At 46.9% G+C, this 21,648-nt stretch carries 19 protein-coding genes; 5 read left to right on the top strand and 14 right to left on the bottom strand.

Annotation, left to right across the window (positions count from 1 at the left end):
- Positions 1 to 118 precede the first annotated feature (118 nt).
- The 4 genes from EDM52_RS19940 to EDM52_RS25495 form a co-directional block, all read right to left on the bottom strand.
- Complete coding sequence (locus EDM52_RS19940) at positions 119 to 313, bottom strand: hypothetical protein (protein ID WP_245997172.1); 195 nt, start codon at positions 311 to 313, stop codon at positions 119 to 121.
- 321 nt (positions 314 to 634) lie between these two features.
- The gene (locus EDM52_RS19935) at positions 635 to 3,247 is read right to left on the bottom strand and encodes a right-handed parallel beta-helix repeat-containing protein (protein WP_122910702.1); all 2,613 of its coding nucleotides are present in this window, start codon (positions 3,245 to 3,247) and stop codon (positions 635 to 637) included.
- A gap of 186 nt (positions 3,248 to 3,433) precedes the next feature.
- On the bottom strand, positions 3,434 to 3,610 hold the full coding sequence (locus EDM52_RS19930; protein WP_122910701.1) for a response regulator: 177 nt from the start codon (positions 3,608 to 3,610) through the stop codon (positions 3,434 to 3,436).
- Between the two features lie 157 nt (positions 3,611 to 3,767).
- Positions 3,768 to 3,899, bottom strand: coding sequence for a hypothetical protein (locus EDM52_RS25495; RefSeq protein ID WP_276330133.1), 132 nt, complete (start codon positions 3,897 to 3,899; stop codon positions 3,768 to 3,770).
- 163 nt (positions 3,900 to 4,062) lie between these two features.
- On the opposite strand from EDM52_RS25495, the gene EDM52_RS19925 reads away from it, so the two are divergent.
- Both EDM52_RS19925 and EDM52_RS19920 read left to right on the top strand, forming a co-directional pair.
- Positions 4,063 to 5,520 (top strand): MDR family MFS transporter, encoded by a 1,458-nt coding sequence (locus EDM52_RS19925; protein WP_122910700.1) that lies wholly within the window; start codon positions 4,063 to 4,065, stop codon positions 5,518 to 5,520.
- Positions 5,521 to 5,806: 286 nt separating this feature from the next.
- Positions 5,807 to 7,573: a sulfatase family protein gene (locus EDM52_RS19920; RefSeq protein WP_122910699.1), complete on the top strand. Its 1,767-nt coding sequence runs from the start codon at positions 5,807 to 5,809 to the stop codon at positions 7,571 to 7,573.
- 13 nt (positions 7,574 to 7,586) lie between these two features.
- Here the strand turns inward: EDM52_RS19920 and EDM52_RS19915 are convergent, their stop codons facing one another.
- From EDM52_RS19915 to EDM52_RS19895, 6 genes are all read right to left on the bottom strand, one after another.
- Positions 7,587 to 8,285 (bottom strand): YdeI/OmpD-associated family protein, encoded by a 699-nt coding sequence (locus EDM52_RS19915; protein ID WP_122910705.1) that lies wholly within the window; start codon positions 8,283 to 8,285, stop codon positions 7,587 to 7,589.
- 216 nt (positions 8,286 to 8,501) lie between these two features.
- On the bottom strand, positions 8,502 to 8,627 hold the full coding sequence (locus EDM52_RS25490) for a hypothetical protein (protein WP_276330132.1): 126 nt from the start codon (positions 8,625 to 8,627) through the stop codon (positions 8,502 to 8,504).
- 48 nt (positions 8,628 to 8,675) lie between these two features.
- Complete coding sequence (locus EDM52_RS19910; protein ID WP_122910698.1) at positions 8,676 to 9,857, bottom strand: chromate transporter; 1,182 nt, start codon at positions 9,855 to 9,857, stop codon at positions 8,676 to 8,678.
- A 58-nt stretch (positions 9,858 to 9,915) separates the two neighbouring features.
- Positions 9,916 to 10,848 carry a GNAT family N-acetyltransferase gene (locus EDM52_RS19905; RefSeq protein ID WP_122910697.1) on the bottom strand — a complete coding sequence of 311 codons (933 nt, stop codon included), beginning with the start codon at positions 10,846 to 10,848 and terminating at the stop codon, positions 9,916 to 9,918.
- A 128-nt stretch (positions 10,849 to 10,976) separates the two neighbouring features.
- Positions 10,977 to 13,178 carry a DNA topoisomerase III gene (locus tag EDM52_RS19900; RefSeq protein ID WP_122910696.1) on the bottom strand — a complete coding sequence of 734 codons (2,202 nt, stop codon included), beginning with the start codon at positions 13,176 to 13,178 and terminating at the stop codon, positions 10,977 to 10,979.
- 120 nt (positions 13,179 to 13,298) lie between these two features.
- Positions 13,299 to 13,640: a zinc ribbon domain-containing protein YjdM gene (locus EDM52_RS19895; protein WP_122910695.1), complete on the bottom strand. Its 342-nt coding sequence runs from the start codon at positions 13,638 to 13,640 to the stop codon at positions 13,299 to 13,301.
- 272 nt (positions 13,641 to 13,912) lie between these two features.
- Here EDM52_RS19895 and ahpC point away from each other — a divergent pair, with 272 nt between their 5' ends.
- A complete protein-coding gene (ahpC, locus tag EDM52_RS19890) occupies positions 13,913 to 14,476 on the top strand; it encodes an alkyl hydroperoxide reductase subunit C (RefSeq protein ID WP_122910694.1) in 564 nt (187 codons plus the stop codon).
- A gap of 14 nt (positions 14,477 to 14,490) precedes the next feature.
- Positions 14,491 to 16,020 carry an alkyl hydroperoxide reductase subunit F gene (ahpF, locus tag EDM52_RS19885; protein WP_122910693.1) on the top strand — a complete coding sequence of 510 codons (1,530 nt, stop codon included), beginning with the start codon at positions 14,491 to 14,493 and terminating at the stop codon, positions 16,018 to 16,020.
- Between the two features lie 211 nt (positions 16,021 to 16,231).
- On the opposite strand, the gene EDM52_RS19880 is transcribed toward ahpF, so the two are convergent.
- From EDM52_RS19880 to EDM52_RS19860, 4 genes are all read right to left on the bottom strand, one after another.
- Entirely contained in the window at positions 16,232 to 16,546 is a 315-nt protein-coding gene (locus EDM52_RS19880; protein ID WP_245997170.1) for a hypothetical protein, read from the bottom strand.
- A 378-nt stretch (positions 16,547 to 16,924) separates the two neighbouring features.
- Entirely contained in the window at positions 16,925 to 18,427 is a 1,503-nt protein-coding gene (locus EDM52_RS19875) for a malate:quinone oxidoreductase (protein ID WP_122910692.1), read from the bottom strand.
- Between the two features lie 391 nt (positions 18,428 to 18,818).
- On the bottom strand, positions 18,819 to 20,135 hold the full coding sequence (locus EDM52_RS19865; RefSeq protein ID WP_122910690.1) for a sensor histidine kinase: 1,317 nt from the start codon (positions 20,133 to 20,135) through the stop codon (positions 18,819 to 18,821).
- Positions 20,113 to 20,823 (bottom strand): response regulator transcription factor, encoded by a 711-nt coding sequence (locus EDM52_RS19860; protein ID WP_122910689.1) that lies wholly within the window; start codon positions 20,821 to 20,823, stop codon positions 20,113 to 20,115. The genes EDM52_RS19865 and EDM52_RS19860 overlap by 23 nt, the downstream gene beginning before the upstream one ends.
- Before the next feature lie 185 nt (positions 20,824 to 21,008).
- Between EDM52_RS19860 and EDM52_RS19855 the strand changes: the two genes are divergently transcribed.
- Entirely contained in the window at positions 21,009 to 21,608 is a 600-nt protein-coding gene (locus EDM52_RS19855; RefSeq protein ID WP_122910688.1) for a type 1 glutamine amidotransferase family protein, read from the top strand.
- Positions 21,609 to 21,648 lie beyond the last annotated feature (40 nt).

Below are 21,648 nucleotides of genomic sequence, written 5' to 3'. Positions count from 1 at the left end.
GTTTCGTCTATCCGTTGTTGAAATTTCACAATATTAATGGGTGAAATGTATTTACCAAATGAAGAAAATAGGGTATTCTTGTCCATGCTATGTCCTTTATGTTGGATTTGGACAGGAACTACCTGACCTTTCCAGTGTAAAGGATTTTTTTATGCTCGTGAACGCTTGAATACAGAAGATTATGGTGATTTTTAATGATGTGAAAAGATTTATGCAACGCTAGTGGCTTGAAATCAATGTTGCTCTTTTTCCCTGTCGAGAGATTATCAATAATGTATACGTCATGGCCTTCCTTATGAAATCTGTCAGCCACGTGAGATCCGATAAAACCGTATCCACCCGTTATCAGTACTTTCAATCTAAATCACCGCTCTCACCTGATATAATCTCTTTTTCAATTTAGTTCCTTCAACCTATCGAAACTAGTAACATCGGACTATGAAATCTATTATCATACGTCATTTTACGAATGTAAAATATTACTTAAATACAATTAATTACACAAATAATGTACTTTTTCTGTTTTAAGTTCCAATTTATGTCGATTTTATGTACATCAAGACTGATTCTGTCGCACCACGAAAGATCCGTGACGGACAGAATTCAGTCTGATGTGTTGATCTATCAAATTCTGCTATTTAACTAGGTATTTCGACTTACCCCCACTGCTGATTGGCAGTTGTGTCTCACTCTTGTCATCCTTCAGAACACCCAATGTAAGGGTACTGCCAGGTCTTAATCCCAGATCACTCAACGGAATGGCTGCCTCGATCCATTCATCACTTTCCACCCATGCATTGGAACGCTTTAAATTGGATTTCTCGTTCCAGGACCAGTTCGATCCCTTACCGGTGTACTCATAAAGGATGCCGAATTCGAGAAGATGCTCAGCTCCCCCGGCGTTCAGATTGGATGCCTTGTAGCCGCTCTCTTTTCGATTGTCCGTATTCAGATAGAACTGCGTCTTCGTTTTCAGTCCACTGCCCTCTACCAATACGTACAAATACTCGGAGTCATTGTGGACCTTGAGAACGCGAGGGGTCGATTCGCCAGTACTCAAGGCAGCTACTTGACTCCAGTCGTTCCTGGAACCATCCACGCTGATGACAGTCTTTCCTGCAGTAGTTGGAGGCAGATTGGTAGTGCGGCTAACCAAGATCGGGCTGCTTCCCTCAGGGAGCTTATCTGCAGCTGAGTCTTTCCACACATAGCCGATCGACACCGAATCAGCTTCACGCAAACCGATATCTTCCAAAAGGATAGAGATTTCTACGACGGTTGACGTGGCCATGAACCTCCCTCTTTTGTATGAACGTATCTCCGTCCAACCCCAATCGGTTCCGCCCTTCCCGCTGTACTTGTACAGAACGCCATTTTCCACCAGGTAATCGGCTCCCATGCCACTCCAGAATGGTGCCTCAAATCCCGTATCTGCATGGTGATCGGTATTCAAGTAGAGCTGGCCTTTATCGCTAAGCAGACTGCCTGTTAGCAGTACGTTCAGCTGCTGGTCAGCCATCACGGATTTAATAGAACGAACGCGGGACTTACCCGAACTCAGCTCGGGAAGATCCGTCCAATCCGAGAAGTTTCCATCGATGACAAAACGCTCTGGCTCGGATGGCTTTGTATCCAAGAGTGGAGGCGGAGGTGTGAGATCAACAAGTACCGGCTGCTGTTCTGAAAGGGGACTCGCCTTTCCATTAAACTCCGTCACCCCTATATCGATCGTCGAGCCTTGTATGCGGGCGAAACCGTAAAAATCATGCTCGGTTTTCGTCGAATAGGCTTCCGTACCTCGGTCAATAGCTGGCGAGCTGCTTACGAGACGAATGTCCTCCCCGAAATCGACAAACTTGGGATCGGCAAAAATCGAATGGGTATCATGTCCGGTTGCCTGCTTAAATTGATCCCAGGTCTTGTACGACTTGCCTTCCCAACGCCAGGACCTTCCATCTGCTCCGTCCGGACGATAGTACAGATTGTAATCAATCACATTGCCATATCCGCTGGAATTCGATTTATAGACCATCGCTTTGCCTGGCAATCCGTATATCAGATTATTCACGATGACATTGTTCCTGTTGTTCTCCTGAAACGTGATTTCGCCATACCCTTGCTGCAGCTGATCATTTTCGACCAGGGTATTGTTGGCAAACAGATTCGCTTCGGCACCGCCATTGGTAGCCTTTGAACCGCCCATAATGATTCCGGCGCCATCATTATGATGGATGTAATTGTTCCTCACGGTGATGTTGCTCGTTGTTTTCCCTTGAATTTCACTAGCAATTTCGATCCCAAAATCACTTTTGTACACATGATTGCGCTCGATAATGACATTGGTCGCCCCGTCTGCATAGATGCCGCCAGCACTGTTGGAGCCGCTGCCATAAGCCGGATTGACAGAGGAATCGATGTTGTACACCGTATTCCCCGAAACCACACCATTCCTTGCTTGGTCCGTACAAGGGCGAGAACAGGCTCCGTAAAAACCAGCGATATCAATCCCAATGTTGTTATTATCGTGGACCACGTTCTGGTCGACCGTGAAGCCGTCGATGTTCCCACTTAACGTCAGTGATTCGCTGGAGCCGAGAATCAGATGATGCACACGGTTCCCGCTGACACGGACCTGTTTTAGCGGTCTGATCGCATTTCCATAGATATGGATGCCATGCGCATTGCCGTCCTCGGAGCGATTTTCGATGTGGTGCACATCGTTGTTTAAGATATGGATGTTGGAGCCCCCATCTTGAACTCTTATGCCTGCTGGATATTGCGAGCTGCTTGAGGAAAAGAGATTGCGAACCTCAAACCCGTCAAATACGATGTAATTCGCGCTCAAGATTTGTACAAGCGCACTCTCGCCACTTTCGATATCGAGATTGGAACCATCGATGACTGGCCGTTCGCCGGGATATGCTTGGAAGATCATATACCCTCGGGATTCGGAACCGGATGAACGGATGGTCACGAATTCCTCGTATACGCCTTTTCTTACCAGCGCGGTTTCGCCCGCTACGAGCGTATCCGCCGCCTTCTGAATCGTACGCCAAGGAGAATCCAGTGTACCTGGATTGCTGTCGTCGCCATCACTCGCCACATAGTACACTTTTCCCGATGCATGATAGCTGGGGGATGCGTAGATCGGAGAGTAAGACACTGCAATCATGAGGGTCATCAACAGGAGAAAACTCATCTTCATGGCACGAATGATGAGCTGATGCTTCTGTCTTCGCTTCTCCATGCTTGGTGCCTCCTGACTTGCCCGTTTTTATTCCCATATATTAACATGACATAACCTACGAAGCTACATGAGATGTTTTCAAGGAGCCAAGTGCAAAAAGACCTAATTTAAAGGGACTTAATGACGATAAATGTCGTAATTTATCCGGTCGCTGTTACTATCCTATCACTCGGTTCTGAATAAATTCTAAATATAGACTTGACCGAGTATAGCCATAAAATCAGATGCCCCTCCCTTGATCACATGCAGTATAAGTTTGCGTTGCGCCATTGCGGAACACATGATCACTCGCGCATCGGGATCAAATTGCTTGATTTCAAGGAGAGCTCTAATCCCATCCAGGTTGGGCATGTTAATATCCATCGTGATTGATACTCCTCTCCTCCAAGCTATGCTATCTAGCAATCATCGTGTTTCGTTCTCACAAGATTCTCACAAAATGGCATTTCCCTCCAAAAAAAAGACAGAGAGAATCATCTCCCTGTCTCACACAGCATTCATTTTTTTACAAATGGGATCACTACACGTTTAATTTCCAGCGGGGGTCGGCTGCCCACTCACGGCGATAATCGGATTCGAATTTAGCGTAATGCTCCATCACTTTCTCTGTTACTCCACTGCGAATATAGACCTGCAGCAGCAGCAAATTCATCTCTTCAGAGAGCGGGTAAATCGACAAGTACTGATCAAGCCTTAGTTTGGGGGTTTTATTCGCAAGGGAAAACCTGATAACATAGCCTGATCGTGGACAACATAAACCAATAGAGGTCGCGTCGGCGACTGTTCTGTCCACGGGAAGTGAGGAGGAAAGAGAAATGCATACGGAGTCAGGATCAGCTTCTCCCCAATCTGCGCAACTTGGGAATGTGAAGAGGCTTCCTATCTTAATCTCGCTGATTATCGGGGCCTTTTTCTCGATATTGAACGAGACACTGCTGAACATTGCTTTTCCGCAGTTAGTAACTGAATTGAATGTATCTGCTTCTACGCTGCAATGGTTGGCGACTGGCTACATGCTCGTGGTAGCAGTGTTAATTCCTGCTTCAGCTTTACTGGTGCAATGGTTTACAACTCGGCAAATGTTTCTGGGCGCCATGATCGTGTTCTCGTTGGGAACCTTGATCTGTGGGATCGCTCCCGGATTTTCGGTTCTGTTGATCGGACGTTTGCTGCAAGCTGCGGGCACCGGGCTGATGATGCCCGTGCTGATGAATACGATTCTCCTTCTGTATCCCCCGGAAAAAAGGGGAGCTGCGATGGGGAGCATCGGGCTTGTCATCATGTTCGCGCCGGCTATCGGCCCTACGCTATCTGGCCTGATTCTGGAATCGCTGCACTGGCGGTGGTTGTTTTACCTTGTACTGCCCTTTGCTATCTTTTCCATCGTGTTTGCGTTTATTTATCTGAAGAACGTCTCACAGCCATCCAAGCCCAAGGTAGATGTCCTGTCGATCCTTTTGTCTACGATCGGATTTGGCGGAATCGTATTTGGATTCAGCAGCTCTGGAGAAGGTCAAGCAGGCTGGTCGAGTCCGCAAGTTTACGGTTCGGTACTGTTGGGAGCCATCGCTCTTTTGTTGTTTGTTTTTCGACAACTGCGAATGGAAGAACCGCTTTTGGACCTTCGGGCATTTAAGTACCCGATGTTTTCTCAGACAGCGATCATGATGATTATCATGATGATGACCTTGTTTTCGACGATGGTTCTGCTACCTTTCCTGTTCCAAGGAGCGCTTGGCATGAGCGTGTACGCTTCTGGCCTTCTCCTGCTGCCGGGTAGCCTGTTAAACGGGCTTGTCTCTCCGGTGACGGGCAAGCTGTTCGATCGCTTCGGGCCGAGAGCCCTAATCATTCCGGGTACTGCCATTCTCTCCATTGTGATGTGGTTCTTTACACAGGTCACCATACAAACGACCCAGACGACCTTGCTCATCCTGCATATCTGCCTGATGATCGCGATCTCGATGGTGATGATGCCCATTCAAACCAATGGTCTGAACCAGCTTCCGCGTCGTTATTACCCGCATGGGACAGCGATATTAAACACCATCTCTCAAGTCGCTGGCGCAATCGGTGTTGCCTTCTTTATCAGCGTTATGGCTTCCGGACAGCAACGCTTCCTGGAGCAATCGACTGATCCGACTTCTCCCGTACAGCTAGCGGAGTCGGTCGTTGCGGGTGTACACAATGCCTTTTTCATCGGATTCGGGTTTGCGGTCGCAGCCTTCATTTTTGCTCTGTTCACGAAACGTGCACAGGCGCCAGAAGAGTGATTCATGCCAGCATCCTTTTTAATAGTGGATAGCTGCGATACAGGCTGCCTTTTATCAAATGTTTGTCTCCATCCAGCACAAAGACACTACTGACCATCACACTTCCATCTCCGGCATTATAGTTGATCGTATGCTACACGGTTCGATCCCTCCGTTTTGCCGGAGAGCTTGGAAGTCTTTGAAGATATGGCTTGAGGCAATCGATCAAAGGATCGGCGCGTCCATACGACTGTTTTGAAGCATTACTACATAGTCTAGGTAAAAATCTATCCTAGGGTGTGTGTTTATGAAGCATGCAAGACGTTTTCCCCATTTTTGCGACAAACCTAATTTCCTCGTGTTGCTTGTGGATGAAGAGCGCTATCCTCCTCTGTATGAAAGTACTGAAATGCGCGAATGGAGCAGACAAAACCTCCTTACCCAGCAGCTTTTAAAGTCACATGGTATGGAATTTCATCGGCATTATATCGGGAGTGCCGCCTGCTGCCCAAGTCGTGCCACCCTTTTTACCGGGCAATATCCCTCGCTTCACGGTGTAAGTCAGACGACCGGAATCGCAAAAGAGCCCTTTGATTCGGATATGTTTTGGCTGGATCCGAATACGGTGCCAACGATGGGCGATTACTTTCGCGCTGCCGGATATCAGACCTACTATAAAGGGAAATGGCATTTTTCCTACGAAGATATTATCGTTCCCGGCACTCATGCGAGCGTCACGAGCTACAACCCCATATCTGGCGTGCCGGACAGGCAAAAGGTAGAGCTATACGCGCATGCCAATCGTCTGGAAAGCTTCGGATTTTCCGGTTGGATCGGACCAGAACCGCACGGAAAAAATCCTCGAAACTCCGGTTCTTCTGCTGGGATTGGCCTTAGCGGTCGGGATGTGATCTACGCTGCAGAGGCAGTATCGCTCATCGAATCGCTCGATCACCAGAAAAGACTCGAACCAGATGCACCCCCTTGGCTAGTCGTGGCTTCTTTCGTGAACCCGCATGATATTGTGTTATATGGAGATCTTACAGCAACCCTGCCCGTTTATCGGTTTGAAGTAGAGCCTATGCCCGACGTGGCGCCACCCCCAACCTTCAGCGAGTCCTTGCACACGAAACCGCGTTGCCAAGCCAGCTATCGCGATATTTTGCCAAGGGCATTGCAGCCAATTTCCGATCAAGCCTTCTATCGCAAGCTTTATTATCAGCTGCAAAAAAATGCCGATCAGGAAATGATGAAGGTGTATGAAGCGCTAACCCGCTCATCTTTTTACGAAAATACGATTGTACTGTTTACCTCTGATCATGGAGAATTGCTCGGCGCACATGGTGACCTGCATCAAAAATGGTACTGTGCCTATGAAGAAGTCCTGCATGTTCCGTTTATTGTTCATAACCCGCATCTCTTTCCACGGCCTCAGCACGTTCAAACCCTGACGAGTCACGTCGATCTGATCCCTACCATGCTTGGACTTGCGAATGTTGATGTCTCAATGATTCAGAAGCACTTGAAGAAATCGTTTAGCGAAGTCCATCCCTTTGTCGGTCGTGACCTCACTCCTGTCATTCTGGGCCAGGAGCCCCCTGCACACGTAGAAGAGTCCATCTATTTTATGACGGACGATGATGTGACTCGAGGCCAGCACCAAGTAAATCCATTGGGCCAGCCGTACCCTTCCGTAACCCAGCCCAACCATGTGGAAACCGTCATCACCATCTTGCAGCGATCAGGCAGGGAGGAACTATGGAAGCTCTCCCGTTACTTCGATAATGTCCAATTCTGGAATCAGCCCGGAGTAAGCGACGAAGAGCCTGTGCCACTGGAAGGAATTGATAGCGGACACGAGATTTGTTGGGTTTCCCAGTTCAAAACGCAGCCTGTCCCCGATGAGTTCGAGCTTTACAATCTCACCGACGACCCCATGGAGACACGCAACCTGGCCCATCCCGAATTCGCCACGCGAGCTACCAGAAAAATTCAGGAGTGGATGATGCAAGTACTGGGGGAACAGCGGAAGAAAAAACGCTTGTATCCTGTACAAGAAGGCTTGGCAGAGTGATCGGTTGCTCCTGTTACGTACGTCTCTTACTCTGCTTGTACAATTCAATGGTTTTAAATCCTTCGGCAAGGACGGCCTCCATCTCAAACAGCCGTTTTTCCCTTGTCTCCGCTCTCTTCGCACTATAGACATAACGTGCCCAGTCTTTTTGATAGCCAAATGTCAACTGGTTGTAGAGCTTCAACAGCTCTTCTTTATCGCTCAAATACTGTTTGATATCCGCAACATGCACAATATAGTCATCCACGCATTGGCTGCTTGGTGGGTTAGCCGTTTTTTTCGCCTTCGCGGGTTCTGCCTTCAGCCCGATCACTGTAAATACGTCATTGAAGCTGACCATTCTGGCAAACTTGATATTGCTCCCCGTTATTACTCCGTCTTCATCCACGAGCATCTCCGCAAAAAAGCTGTCTCGGTCAATGTACGCGGAATATTGCTTGTTATTTTTTTTCGGATACGCGAAGAACAAGTATCCTTTTTCGTTTAATAATTGCTTTTCTATCACGGTTTGCAAATGCTGCTTGAATTCCTCCAGACTAAAAATAAATAGGAAAATCAGGTCGTACCTATCTTTTTGGAGAACGGAGTCATAATCCATCCCTTCAAATTCACGGATATCTTCGGGTAAATGGAGAACGGCTTTTGTCGGGAATTTATTTAGGTTTAATTTTTCGATGATATTTTTAGGAGAGGTGCTCCTTCCTATCGTCATGCCTTTTCTTATTTTACCCGATATCACATGGCTTCAGCGTGCTCCTGCCTTCGGATACAAAAAAGAACGAGGGAGTGGCCCACGTTCTTTTTTTCATCATTAATAGGAGGTCCAGGTCAATATGTTAGTTTTACTCCAAAATAGAATAAAGAAAATCGCTGGGTCAAACTGACTCAATTGATCCCGTGTGCATATTCAGAGGAAAAGTATGCGAAGTCATTCCGTAAATCCTTTCGCGGCCAAAAGGCTGTTTCCATCCGCTTCGGCCTTGGGGCACTCATCATCAGGAACGCTTGCACGGGACAGCATCTCGGCAGTCTTGCTACAGTTGCGTTCAAACATGGAGACATCGACCACAAAAATGTAAGTGATTAAACAACCTATTTATTTCTAAACCGTCAGCAGCATACCACCGACTGCACCTATTACGACTATCATCCACGGCGGCAATTTCCAATGAACGAGCAAGCTGAACAAGACAGCCGCGAGGGCAAAATCCATTGGCCCCTGGATAGAACTGGTCCAGATGGGCTGGTAAAATGCAGCGATCAATATTCCGACCACTGCAGCATTGACACCCATCAAAGCGCCCTTGATTTTCGGATTGCGACGCAGATCATTCCAAAACGGAAGAGTGCCCAGAACGAGAAGAAAAGCCGGCAGGAAGATCGCGACGGTCGCTACGGCCCCACCTATCCACCCATTCATAACAGCCCCTAAGTAGGCAGCAAACGTAAACAGGGGTCCCGGCACTGCCTGAGCCGCCCCGTAGCCTGCAAGAAAATCCGCTTCACTCAACCACCCGGTCGGTACGAATTCCTTTTCCAGCAAAGGCAGTACGACGTGTCCTCCACCAAATACAAGTGCCCCTGCCCGGTAAAAACTGTCAAACATCGCAATCCAACGAAGGCTTGTGACTTCCCTCAGGACGGGAAGAAGGATGAGTAATCCAAAAAATAAAAGCAGGCAAATGATTGCAAGCCCACGTGATAAAGGTATGGAAAAAGGCGTCTGTGAGTTTTGATCCTGATTCTGTTTTTGATAGATGAGATAGCCAAGAACCGCCGACAAGAGAATGATCGCGATCTGCGTGTATGCTGTTTGCCACAATAGCGTCACTGTCAACGCTAAGAGAGCTATGGCCTTGCGCTTGGTATCCGGTGCCAGCTGTTGCGCCATTCCTACTATCGCGTGCGCTACGACTGCCACTGCCACGATTTTCAAACCGTGGATCCAGCCTGCATCATTGATATCCATTCCTTGCAGAACAGAAGCAAACACAATCAATGCAATCACAGAAGGTAAAGTAAAGCCAAGAAAAGAGACGATTCCACCTATAACACCAGCACGCATGACTCCAATGCCGATACCTACCTGGCTGCTTGCAGGGCCGGGCAGGAATTGGCACAATGCCACTAAGTCCGCATAGCTCTTTTCATCCATCCATTTTCGTTTGCGAACGTATTCATGATGAAAGTAACCAAGATGTGCGATCGGTCCTCCGAAAGAAGTGAGTCCCAGTCTTGTAGAAACGAACAGGATCTCCAGTAGAAGTCTTATTTGTCTAGTCATGCCTGATTTCTCCCGCCCACCATCGTTATTTTTCAAATGACTTGTTGAACACCAGCTTTCACTTCAACCGATAAGCGTAGCAAACCACTGCCTCAACCTGTCGGAAGCCCTCATGCAGGTAGAGTGTTTTCGCTCGCTCGTTCTCGCCATTTACGGACAGGATCGTACTTGCGTAGGATTTTTCCTTGGCAAAACGAAGGGCGGCTCTTAATAAAATGCGGCCCAAGCCTCTCCCCTGATACTCCGGGAGGATGGCAAGCGGCCCGATATTCATGATCGGTTCCCCTTCGTATTCGTCTGCTGCCCCCCGAACGATCCCCACTGGCCTGTCGTGATGAAACAGGATCATCATGCCGCCTTCTATATGCTCTTCGCTTTGTATCATCTTCGTGACCATTTCCGGAGTGATGGGCGTATCGTTTCCCTGCAGCCTGGCAAATCCAGCATTTCGCACGTCACACCAGATTCCCTCATCCATTCCTGCTCGAAAAGCCCTGATCTCATAATCCTTCTGCAAGTCATATTCAGGTACCTCCGGGCTTTCTCTTACGAACAGGAAGGAGTATCTTTCTACTGCAAAGCTCAACCGTTCCATGTGCGCCCTGAGGGTTTGATGATTCACGGGTACAAAGAGAAAAACCTTATCCAATCCTTTTGCATGCCGGATGACAGCTTGCATCAGCATCGAGTAGCAATCATCATCCGACGGCTCTGCATGAAAGATTCGAAACCTCGCGCTTTTCCCCCGCTTATAATATTCCGTAATCATAAGGGAAGCAGCAGCGATCACCTCGCCCAGTGAATTCGTGATCAGATAAGTAGGGTTTTCCGCATCAGGCTTAAAACCTTTCAGGTCATCATCATATAAAAATGAATCATCGACTTCGGCTTTATGCTTCTTGCAGTATGCGATAAAGCTCTCTACCTTTTCGCTCGTCAACGCTTCGATTTTCATGCACTTCACCAGCCTTTCGTTTGTAGTCGGACTCATCGTAATCGTATGACAATTTTTTGCATAAAAACAGGGGGCACTCCCATTTTACATGAAAAAGAAAGATCCGAATGTCTGGTAAAGCCTCGCCATTCGGATCTCGCACTTCCATTAAGGAACACTACTCGTTACTTATCAAATTTGAACTTGGCGAGTGCGTCCTTCAGCGCCATGTTCATCCCTTCGTCTGTATCCTTCTCCTGCGACTTCAGATACTGGGCTACCTCTTTCTTGGAAACCTTGCTGCCCTTTTCCTTATCTCTGCGCTCCTGGAAGGTAGTCAGCTTCTCTCTGTGTCCACAAGCACAGACAAAGGTTTGTCCTTCACCCTGTCCCTGCAGCTCCAGCCGTTTGTGGCATTTGGGACATCTGGCATTTGTCGTCTTGGCAATGTTCTTTCGGTAGCCGCACTCCCGATCCTGGCACACCAGCATTTTGCCCCGCTTGCCATTGACCTCTAGCAAAAGCTTGCTGCACTCCGGGCATTTGCTTCTGGTCAGGTTGTCGTGCCGAAATGTTTTCTCGCTGTTTTTGATCTCTTGGACAACCGTTTTTGCGTAGGCTTTGATATCGCCGATAAACACCTGCTTGTTCAAGCTTCCTGTGGCGATCGCTCCGAGCTTCTGCTCCCATTGGGCAGTCAACGTTGGCGATTGCATGTCATCAGGGACCAGCTCCAGCAGCTGCTTTCCTTTTGCGGTAACGTAAATATGCTTGCCTCTCTTCTCGAACAAAAAGCTGTTAAACAGCTTCTCGATGACATCGGCACGAGTCGCCACGGTGCCCAGTCCGCCTGTCTCACCAATGGTTTTGATCAGCTCTTTGCTCTCGTTCGTCATGTATTTCGCGGGGTTTTCCATCGCTGACAACAGACTGGCTTCGGTGAACGGCTCCGGCGGCTTGGTTTCCCCCTTGGTTTGTGAAATAGCCTGGATACGCAGACGATCCCCTTTTGTCAGCTTAGGCAGCGTCTGCTCCGCTACCCCACTTTTGGAGTCCTCGTCCTCCACATCGTAGTCGTATACCTCTCTCCACCCCTGCGACAGCACGGTTTTCCCTCTTGCCACGAACAGCTCTTTTCCGATTTTCGCCTGAATCGTGGTTTGCTCATATTCAAAGGCAGGAAAGAGAACGGCCAGGAATCGCTTTACCACGAGATCAAAAATCCTTCGCTCCTTGTCGCTGAGGTCGCTCAACAAAACCGTTTGCTCTGTCGGAATGATCGCATGGTGATCCGACACCTTGCTGTCATCGATGAAGGCTTTGCTTGCTTTGATTGGAGCGCGCAAGACCTTGGCGGCGAGCGGCGCGTATGGCTTCATCTGGACAGCCTTGATGCGATCAGGCAAGGTTTCTACGATATCAGCTGAGAGATAGCGCGAATCTGTCCGCGGATACGTCACTACCTTGTGATGTTCGTAGAGTCCCTGCATAATGGAGAGCGTTTCCTTTGCCGAATAGCCGAACATCTTGTTGGCATCCCGCTGCAGCTCCGTGAGATCGTAGAGCTGTGGCGCAAAGCTTTTCTTGTGAGCCTTGGTGACCTCAATCACCTCGGCGCTTTTTTCCTGTTTCAATGACGCCAGCAGCTGATCTGCTTTTTCCTGGGAAAAGGTTTTTACATCCTTTGTCTGCTGATCCTGCCATTGAAGCTGGACTGGCCCTTCAGCTACAGCAGTCAATCCGTAATACGGCTTCGGTTTAAATTGGCGTATCTCTTCCTCTCGTTTCGCGACGATGGCCAAGGTAGGAGTCTGCACGCGACCACAGGACAGCTGGGCATTATGCTTGCAGGTTAGGGCTCGTGTAGCATTAATCCCTACCAGCCAGTCTGCCTCTGCACGCGCGGCTGCGGATGCATACAGTTTTTCATACGCTTTGCCGTCCTTGAGATTGCGAAAACCCTCCCGGATTGCCTTGTCGGTCACCGATGAGATCCAAAGACGCTTGATGGGCTTGCTCACATGCGCCATCTCAATGATCCAGCGTGCGACCAGCTCTCCCTCACGCCCCGCATCCGTCGCAATGACGATTTCCTTTACATCATTTCGTTTCATCTGTTGTTTCACGGTATGAAACTGCCTTTGGCTTTCCTTAATGATCACCAGCTTCAATGGAGACGGCATGATTGGCAAATCCTCGATTTTCCACGAACTGAATTGCTGCCCATACACCTCGGGATCAGCCAACGTGACGAGATGGCCCAGCGCCCACGTCACGATATATGTATCTCCTTCGAAATAACCATTTCCTTTTTTCTGACATTGCAAGACTCGCGCGATGTCGCGCCCAACAGAAGGCTTCTCAGCCAGTACAAGTGTTTTGCTCATTTCCGACATCCTTTCCAAGCCAAATAACCTTCATTAGATCCATTCTAACCAAAAACCAAGCCGTGGGGAAAACAAAAGAACCACCCCTTTTACTCGGAATGGCTCTTTAGGTTCATCGATTTAGACCTTCTTCACGAATTCGGATTTTAGCTTCATCGCGCCAAAACCATCGATTTTGCAATCAATATCGTGGTCACCTTCAACCAAACGAATATTTTTTACTCTTGTACCGATTTTCAGGACGGATGAGCTTCCCTTTACTTTCAGGTCTTTAATTATGGTAACGGTATCCCCGTCATTCAAGACATTTCCGTTGGCGTCTTTGACGACTTTTTGATCTTCCTGGCTATCAGATTCGGAGCCTGGTACCCATTCATGGGCACATTCCGGGCAAACCAGATGATTTCCGTCTTCGTAGGTGTAGGCGGAGGTGCATTTTGGACAGCTTGGCAAAGTAGACATGTTTCTAGTTCTCCTTGGGTTATTGATGAATCTATCCATTTCATTTCCATTATAGCAAAAATAATCCGACTGCATAATAACTAGCCTATCTTGGCAAAGCTAGTATAATGTAGCGCGGAGAAGCGCCTGGTTTCAATAAAGTAAAGTATACAAATTAGTAACATTTATTTAATTAAAATCATTATTATTTGGGTTGACAAACACTCGATATTGAATAATAATGATTATCGAGTTAGAATTATTACAAACAAATCCCAAGGAGGAAATTGAATATGTCTCTCATCGGAAAAGAAGTACTCCCTTTTAAAGCACAAGCATTCAAAAACGGAGATTTTGTAGAAGTTACAGAAGCAAACTTTAAAGGAAAATGGAGTGTTGTTTGCTTCTACCCAGCTGACTTCACATTCGTTTGCCCTACAGAGCTGGAAGACTTGCAAAACCAATACGAAACTTTGAAATCTATGGGAGCTGAAGTATATTCCGTTTCCACTGACACTCATTTCACTCATAAAGCATGGCACGATACTTCCGAAACCATCGGTAAAATTACCTACACCATGATCGGCGATCCTTCCCATGTTATTTCCCGCAACTTCGATGTTCTGATCGAAGCAGATGGACTGGCTGATCGCGGTACTTTCATCATCGACCCAGATGGTATCATCCAAACTGTTGAAATCAACGCTGGCGGTATCGGTCGCGATGCTAGCGCAGTTGTTGCTAAACTGAAAGCTGCTCAATACGTACGCAACAATCCAGGTGAAGTTTGCCCAGCGAAATGGCAAGAAGGTTCCGCTACACTGAAACCAAGTCTTGACCTCGTGGGTAAAATTTAAGGAGCGCGATAACAATGATGCTAGATGCAGACATTAAAGCGCAATTAGAGCAATACCTTCAATTGCTGGAAAGCGATATATTGCTCAAAGTTAGTGCAGGCTCCGATAAAGTTTCGAATGAGATGAACCTGCTGGTCGACCAATTGGCAACCATTTCACCGAAAATCAAAGTCGAGCAAACAGACTTGTCGCGAACACCAAGCTTTAGTGTAAACCGCATCGGCGAAGACACGGGTGTCACTTTTGCTGGTGTACCGTTGGGACATGAATTTACTTCATTGGTGCTCGCCCTGCTGCAAGTAAGCGGACGAGCTCCAAAGGTTGATCAAAGCGTAATCGATCAAGTGAAAAGCATTAAAGGCGAATATCACTTCGAGACTTACGTCAGCCTGAGCTGCCACAATTGTCCCGATGTTGTACAAGCATTGAACCTGATGAGTATCCTCAATCCTGGCATCACACACACCATGATTGACGGTGCAGCATACAAGGAAGAAGTGGAAAGCAAAAACATCATGGCCGTACCTACGGTGTTCCTGAATGGTGAACACTTCGGCGGCGGTCGTATGACGCTCGAAGAAATTCTCGCCAAAATGGGTAATGGACCAGATGCATCCGCATTTGCCGATAAAGAGCCATTCGATGTGCTTGTTGTCGGCGGCGGCCCAGCTGGTGCCAGTGCCGCGATCTACGCAGCTCGCAAAGGTATCCGTACCGGTATTGTGGCAGAGCGTTTTGGCGGTCAGATCATGGACACGATGGGTATTGAGAACTTTATCAGTGTGAAATACACAGAAGGTCCTAAGCTTGCTGCAAGTCTGGAAGAGCACGTGAAAGAGTACAACGTAGACGTGATGAACCTGCAGCGTGCCAAACGCTTGGAAAAGAAAGACCTGATCGAGATTGAACTGGAAAACGGTGCTGTTCTCAAAAGCAAAACCGTCATTCTTTCGACAGGTGCTCGCTGGCGCAATGTTGGTGTCCCTGGCGAAGCCGAGTTCAAAAATAAAGGCGTTGCCTATTGCCCTCACTGCGACGGTCCATTGTTTGCTGGAAAACACGTAGCTGTTATCGGTGGCGGAAACTCCGGTATTGAAGCAGCTATTGACCTCGCAGGGATTGTAAAGCACGTTACTGTTATTGAATTTAACTCCGAACTAAAAGCGGATTCTGTCCTGCAAGAGCGTCTTAACAGTCTGCCGAATGCAACTGTCATCACGAACGCTCAAACCACAGAAATTACCGGTACCGACAAGGTAAATGGCATTTCCTACATGGATCGTGATACGAAGGAAGTTCACCATGTAGAGTTGCAGGGTGTATTTGTCCAAATCGGTCTTGTTCCGAATACGGATTGGTTGGGCGACACTCTGGAACGCACCAGAATGGGTGAGATTGTGGTCGACAAGCATGGCGCTACCAGCCTACCTGGCGTGTTTGCCGCAGGTGACTGCACGGACAGTCCGTACAAGCAAATCATTATTTCCATGGGATCCGGTGCAAATGCAGCTTTGGGTGCATTCGATTATCTGATTCGGAATTAATAGAAGAAAGTCGTTTTACTATCTGATGGGTAGTAAAGCGGCTTTTTATATTTTAGGGACTGCCAAAAACCTGCTACTGGATGCTGGATCTCATCCGTCGCGATTTGGGCAAAACCTTACCTTCATGATCTACAAAGCGTTTAAATGATGGACAGCGAGGTGAGTACCATTGAACACTTTTCTTGTGTTATTGATTATTTTTTCAATCCTATCAACGACCTTGTGTAATGGTAATCAAGAAATTGCGTGCCCGGTAGAACAGATAGCAAACATATTGGTTTTCTATGGACAGATCTGGCAAAAAAGCCATTCTGCACTCTCTGGCCAGCTCTTCCAGCGAAGACGGACCCATTTCCGGAGGCAACCGCAAAAAGACATGAGATTGAATCCCCGACCATGCTTCATAATAAGCGGCTCCTTCTAGGCTGCTTCCATACACCTGACGAAATATTTCATCCAACACCCGAGCGTACACCTCATCAGCTGGCAGCCAAAGCAGTTGATCCGTCAGAGCATGCACCGCCAAAAAATCACCATCAACCGTTGTGCCTATAGCGACACATTGTCCGATCTGTTCTTGCGTAATCGGACTGTCTTCGTCATGCTCCCATAAATCGTACTCGGCAAAAGGTTTAAGTACCTCATGTACATGAATACACCTCCAATTGGGTGAACACTCTCTATCAAGTGCTTCGCGATCAATCTATCGAAGCGAAAGCTGCTTTTATGGTCTGTAGTTTATCACAATGGGTATATTTGGTACTCGGCCCTTCGCTTCAGAAAGGCGTTGCAGTCCATCAGCCTTTTGTCATAAGGATGATTTTTCGCCAGAATACAAACAGCCTCCGTCCCAATAAAATCAGGACGAAGGCCATTTTACTCATTCCTATTGTCTACAGTCAGTCTACCTGACGAGAGCCAGTTCTTCACTTGCCAGACCAAGCGCCCGCGATGTTGAAGTATGAATCTCATCAATCAGCTCAGGTTTTTGCAAAAGGGACACGCCGTAAGAAGGAATCATTTCTTTTATTTTTGGTTCCCACTCTTGGATATGTTGCGGGAAGCATTTTTTCATTAACTCAATCATGACGTGTACGGCAGTAGAAGCACCAGGTGAGGCACCGAGCAATGCAGCGATGGAACCATCAGCAGCACTGATTACCTCTGTACCAAATTGAAGCGTTCCCATACCGGAATCCGTATCTTTGATCACTTGTACGCGTTGGCCAGCTACCACGATGTCCCAATCCTCGCTTTTGGCGTTCGGGATAAATTCGCGCAGCTCTTCCATACGCTGTTCTTTCGACAACATCACTTGCTGGATCAGATACTTGGTCAATGGAACGTTTTTAGCGCCTGCAGCCAACATCGTAAAGACGTTATTCGGCTTTACAGAACCGATCAGGTCAAACATGGAACCCGTTTTCAGGAACTTTGGTGAGAAGCCAGCAAACGGTCCAAAGAGCAGTGATTTTTCGTTGTCGATATATCTGGTGTCCAGATGCGGAACAGACATAGGAGGAGCACCAACTTTAGCTTTGCCGTAAACCTTCGCATGATGCTGCGCGACAACATCCGGATTTTTGCACACCATAAATAAGCCGCTTACTGGGAAGCCCCCAATATGCTTGCTCTCAGGAATACCGGATTTTTGGAGTAGTGGCAGGCTTCCACCGCCACCACCGATAAAGACGAATTTTGCAGTATGGCTTTCGATATCACCGTTCTCGACATTCCATACTTTCAATTCCCACTTGCCGTCGCTCGTACGTTTAATATCATCAACCTGATGCTTGTACCGAATATCGACGTTTTTCGTCTTTAAGTGGTCAAACAGAATGCGCGTCAAAGCACCAAAATTGACATCCGTCCCGGATTCGATTCTGGTTGCTGCTATAGCTTCACTCGTATTACGGCCTTCCATAATAAGCGGAATCCATTCCATCAGTTTTTTCGGGTCATCGGAGAACTCCATCCCTTGAAACAGCGGATTGTTGGCCAGTGCTTCAAAACGCTTTCTTAAAAACGAAACATTACTTTCACCTTGAACTAAACTCAAATGAGGCAACGGTCTGATAAAGTCCTGCGGATTACTTATCAGATTGTTGTTGACAAGATAAGACCAAAACTGTCGGGAAATCTGGAACTGTTCATTAATTTTTACAGCTTTGCTAATGTCTACAGATCCGTCCGCTTTTTCGACGGTGTAGTTCAGCTCGCACAGTGCTGCGTGACCTGTACCCGCATTGTTCCATTCGTTGGAACTTTCCTCTCCTGCGCTTTCGAGCTTCTCAAAAACTGTAATGTTCCAGTCCGGTACTAATTCTTTTAGCAACGTTCCCAAAGTCGCACTCATGATTCCGGCACCAATCAAGATAACGTCTGTTTCAGTTTGTCTGCTACTCATTTTAACCGTCCTAACTCGCTATTATTTGAAGAAAAGATGTAGGGCCTTTTCTGGATAAATGAAAACCTACTTATAGTGTATCATTATTATGATAATAGTGTATCACTATTATTTTCAAATTAAAATATTTGCTAGTATCACATATAGCTACACATAAACGAAGTTCTTCACCCGGATGCTTGGCAGGGGGTGTGGCTTTGGTTGAACGCCTCCAGTATATAGAAATCCTCCAGGTGCCTTGGCATTGTGGAACTGGTGTGATTTGGTCAAAATATTCCATCCCCCATTTTACACATATCAGTTACAAAAGATGTGATGATGTAAAAAAGTCCCTTCCATTCGAGACAATGGTCGGGACTTTTGCTAACTTTAAAGCCTTTTAGAAAGGAAGTTATTTCCCCAAAGGAATCCATCCCGTCAAAACGGCGCCACCATCAGAATGATTGGCTGCGGTCAGGTCCCCTCCATGTTGTCTCATGATTCTTTGTGAAATCGTTAACCCTAATCCAGATCCTCCTGTTGATCGACTTCTCGATACATCCCCACGATACAAAGGTTCAAAAACGTGATGAAGCTCTTCCTCGGAAAAGCCCTTCCCGGTATCTCGAATGGTGAAAGTGATTTTGTCCTCTTGTCTATCGCACTGAACAACAATCTCGCCACCATCAGGCGTATGTCTTAGTGCATTATCCAACAGATTGTTCACTGCGCGTTCCAATAAGTGTGCATCGCCACGAATCGTACCTTTATTCCCGAAAGCTCTCTCCATGATCGAGATGTTCTTCTGCTGTGCTTGCAGTCTGATGCTCTGAACTGACTGCTTGATGACCTGTGAGAGATCAACAGGATGCTGGTTCAGCTCATTCTCAAAGTATTCCGTTCTCGAAAAGGTGAAAAGATCTTCCACAAGTCTGTCCAGCTGCGCTGACTTTTCCTTGCATACGGCTACATACTTATCTATTTTCTCAGGTGATCGGGCAATGCCTTGCTCCAATCCATCCAAATATCCTCGCAGAGCAAATAATGGCGTACGTAAATCATGTGCCACAGCAGCAATCATAAATCGTCTTTCATTTTCCAGCTCCGCCTGCTTCTGAAACGACTCTTTGAGACCCGTAACCATCACGCTGAAGCCATCACGAACTTCTACGATTTCTGCGATAGGTGACGAAGGTAGCTTTACGTCAAAATCCCCTTTTGCCATTTCCCGAGCACTCATACTCAATTTCTCAAGAGGCTTGATCATCCAACGCTTCATGGCCAAGCCGATAATCACAAAAGCTAGAATCAAACCAGCGAATGCTGCTATGAATGGAAGGATTCTTGAATTCGAATCGTCAATCATGACCCTACCTATGAGACTCCCGTCTTGAATCACGGAAAACTGCTCCACTCTGGTAAATGCCTGTTTCCTCGCATCACTCATTTGAAATAGAATGTCATTGGTTTCTGAGAGAATTGTTACACCCAGGTCCCTCTCTTTCAAATGACGGCTCAGCTGGTTTTGCCACGCTGTGTCCTTCCATTTATCCGAATTGGCTTCTATCAGATAAATCGTCTGATCCACGTTTTCCTGTTGGAAATCCGCCCTTTCAAACCGCAATGTATTTGTCTCCATAAAATGAGCAGCCACAAAAAACACCCATGGCAATAGGGAAAGCAAAAACAAGCTGAGGATGGTAAATTTACGTATACGTATGGTTTTCATGTGTTTCTCCTATGAATCGATATCCAATCCCCCATACGTTGATAATCCATTTCGGACGATTCGGATCCGCCTCTATTTTTTCACGAAGTCTGCTGATATGAACACGGACCGTATGCTTATCTCCTATTCCACTCCAGAATTTATCCAATAACTGTTCATAAGAAAACACATATTTCGGATGCTCAGCAAACAAGCATAGAAGTTCATATTCTTTAGGTGTAAGAGTAATCATTTCCCCATCTGACCATACCTCTCTTGAAGATAAATCCAATGTGAGACTTCCGTAATGCAAGACTTTTCTCATGGATTCTTGTTGTATACGAGTACGCCGCAACACCGCCTTTACTCTGGCAACAATTTCTCCAGGTGAAGCCGTTTTGACGATATAATCATCGCCTCCGAGCGCTAGACCCCGAATCTTGTCTATATCACTGCTTCGCGCACTCAGGAAAAGGATAGGTACATGGCTTTTTTCCCGAATTTGCCGGCATAATTCGAATCCGCTTTGTCCCGGCATCATGATGTCAAGGATCATGCAATGGATGATGCTTTTTTCAAATACAGCCATGGCTTGAATGGTGTCAGATGCCGTTTTCACTTGATAGCCTTCATTTTCCAGGAAATCCCTTAACAGTTCGACGATACTTGTATCATCGTCCACGACTAAGATCGTCTGCCATTCCTTCATGCCTATCACACCCTTCTGTTAAGACCGACTCCGAGAGAACGTATCCTATTAAGTGTAGTATTTTTTCAGCCAGTCACAAGCTAACCTACCATGTTGTGATGGTTTCGTGATCGTTACATCCCATTTTTGTGATATCTGCCTGGTATTCTTTCTTTTATCCGGCAACTGATTGGGAGGTAAAAGTCATGCATGTTCAAATTGTTTTGTTTGACGGTTTTGATTTATTGGATGCCATTGCACCCTATGAGGTATTTTCAGCAGCAGCGATGTACTCCCACAAAAAGATAACGGTGGAGCTTGTCTCTGCGGAAGGTCCTCGCATTGCACACGCAGTAGAGGAATTGTTTGAGTATGAACGCAGGGGCACTGTTTGGAAAAATACCGGTGATTCGCCGATAGAAATGAAAACCTTTCAAGAAGGTGAGCCGGAAAGCTACAATCCCATCAATCCATCAAATGCCCAAGCGAACGTTGAAGGTAAATGGGAAGCTGTGATTTCTACACCCATAGATAAGCTATCCGTTTTGCTCGAATTCACTTATAGAGATGGAGAAATAATCGGAACAGCCATACAAGGGGAAGAAACCATACCCTTAGACCATTTGATTCAAGACGGAAACCAAGTAAAGTGGTCGATGAAGGTCACAAAACCACTGCGTCTCTCCCTAAAGTTTACCGTTACGATCGATGAAAATACCATGTATGGCGAAGCAAAAGCTGGGGTTCCTGCCTCTCCATTAACAGGACGACGTATTCAAGGAGCCTTTGTAAAATGGAAAAGATAGTAAGGATATCCATGATCCTGATTTCGATCATGTGGGTATT

The organism is Brevibacillus invocatus, assembly GCF_003710915.1.
GTDB lineage: Bacteria > Bacillota > Bacilli > Brevibacillales > Brevibacillaceae > Brevibacillus > Brevibacillus invocatus.
This window is presented reverse-complemented; position numbering and strand designations above follow the sequence as displayed.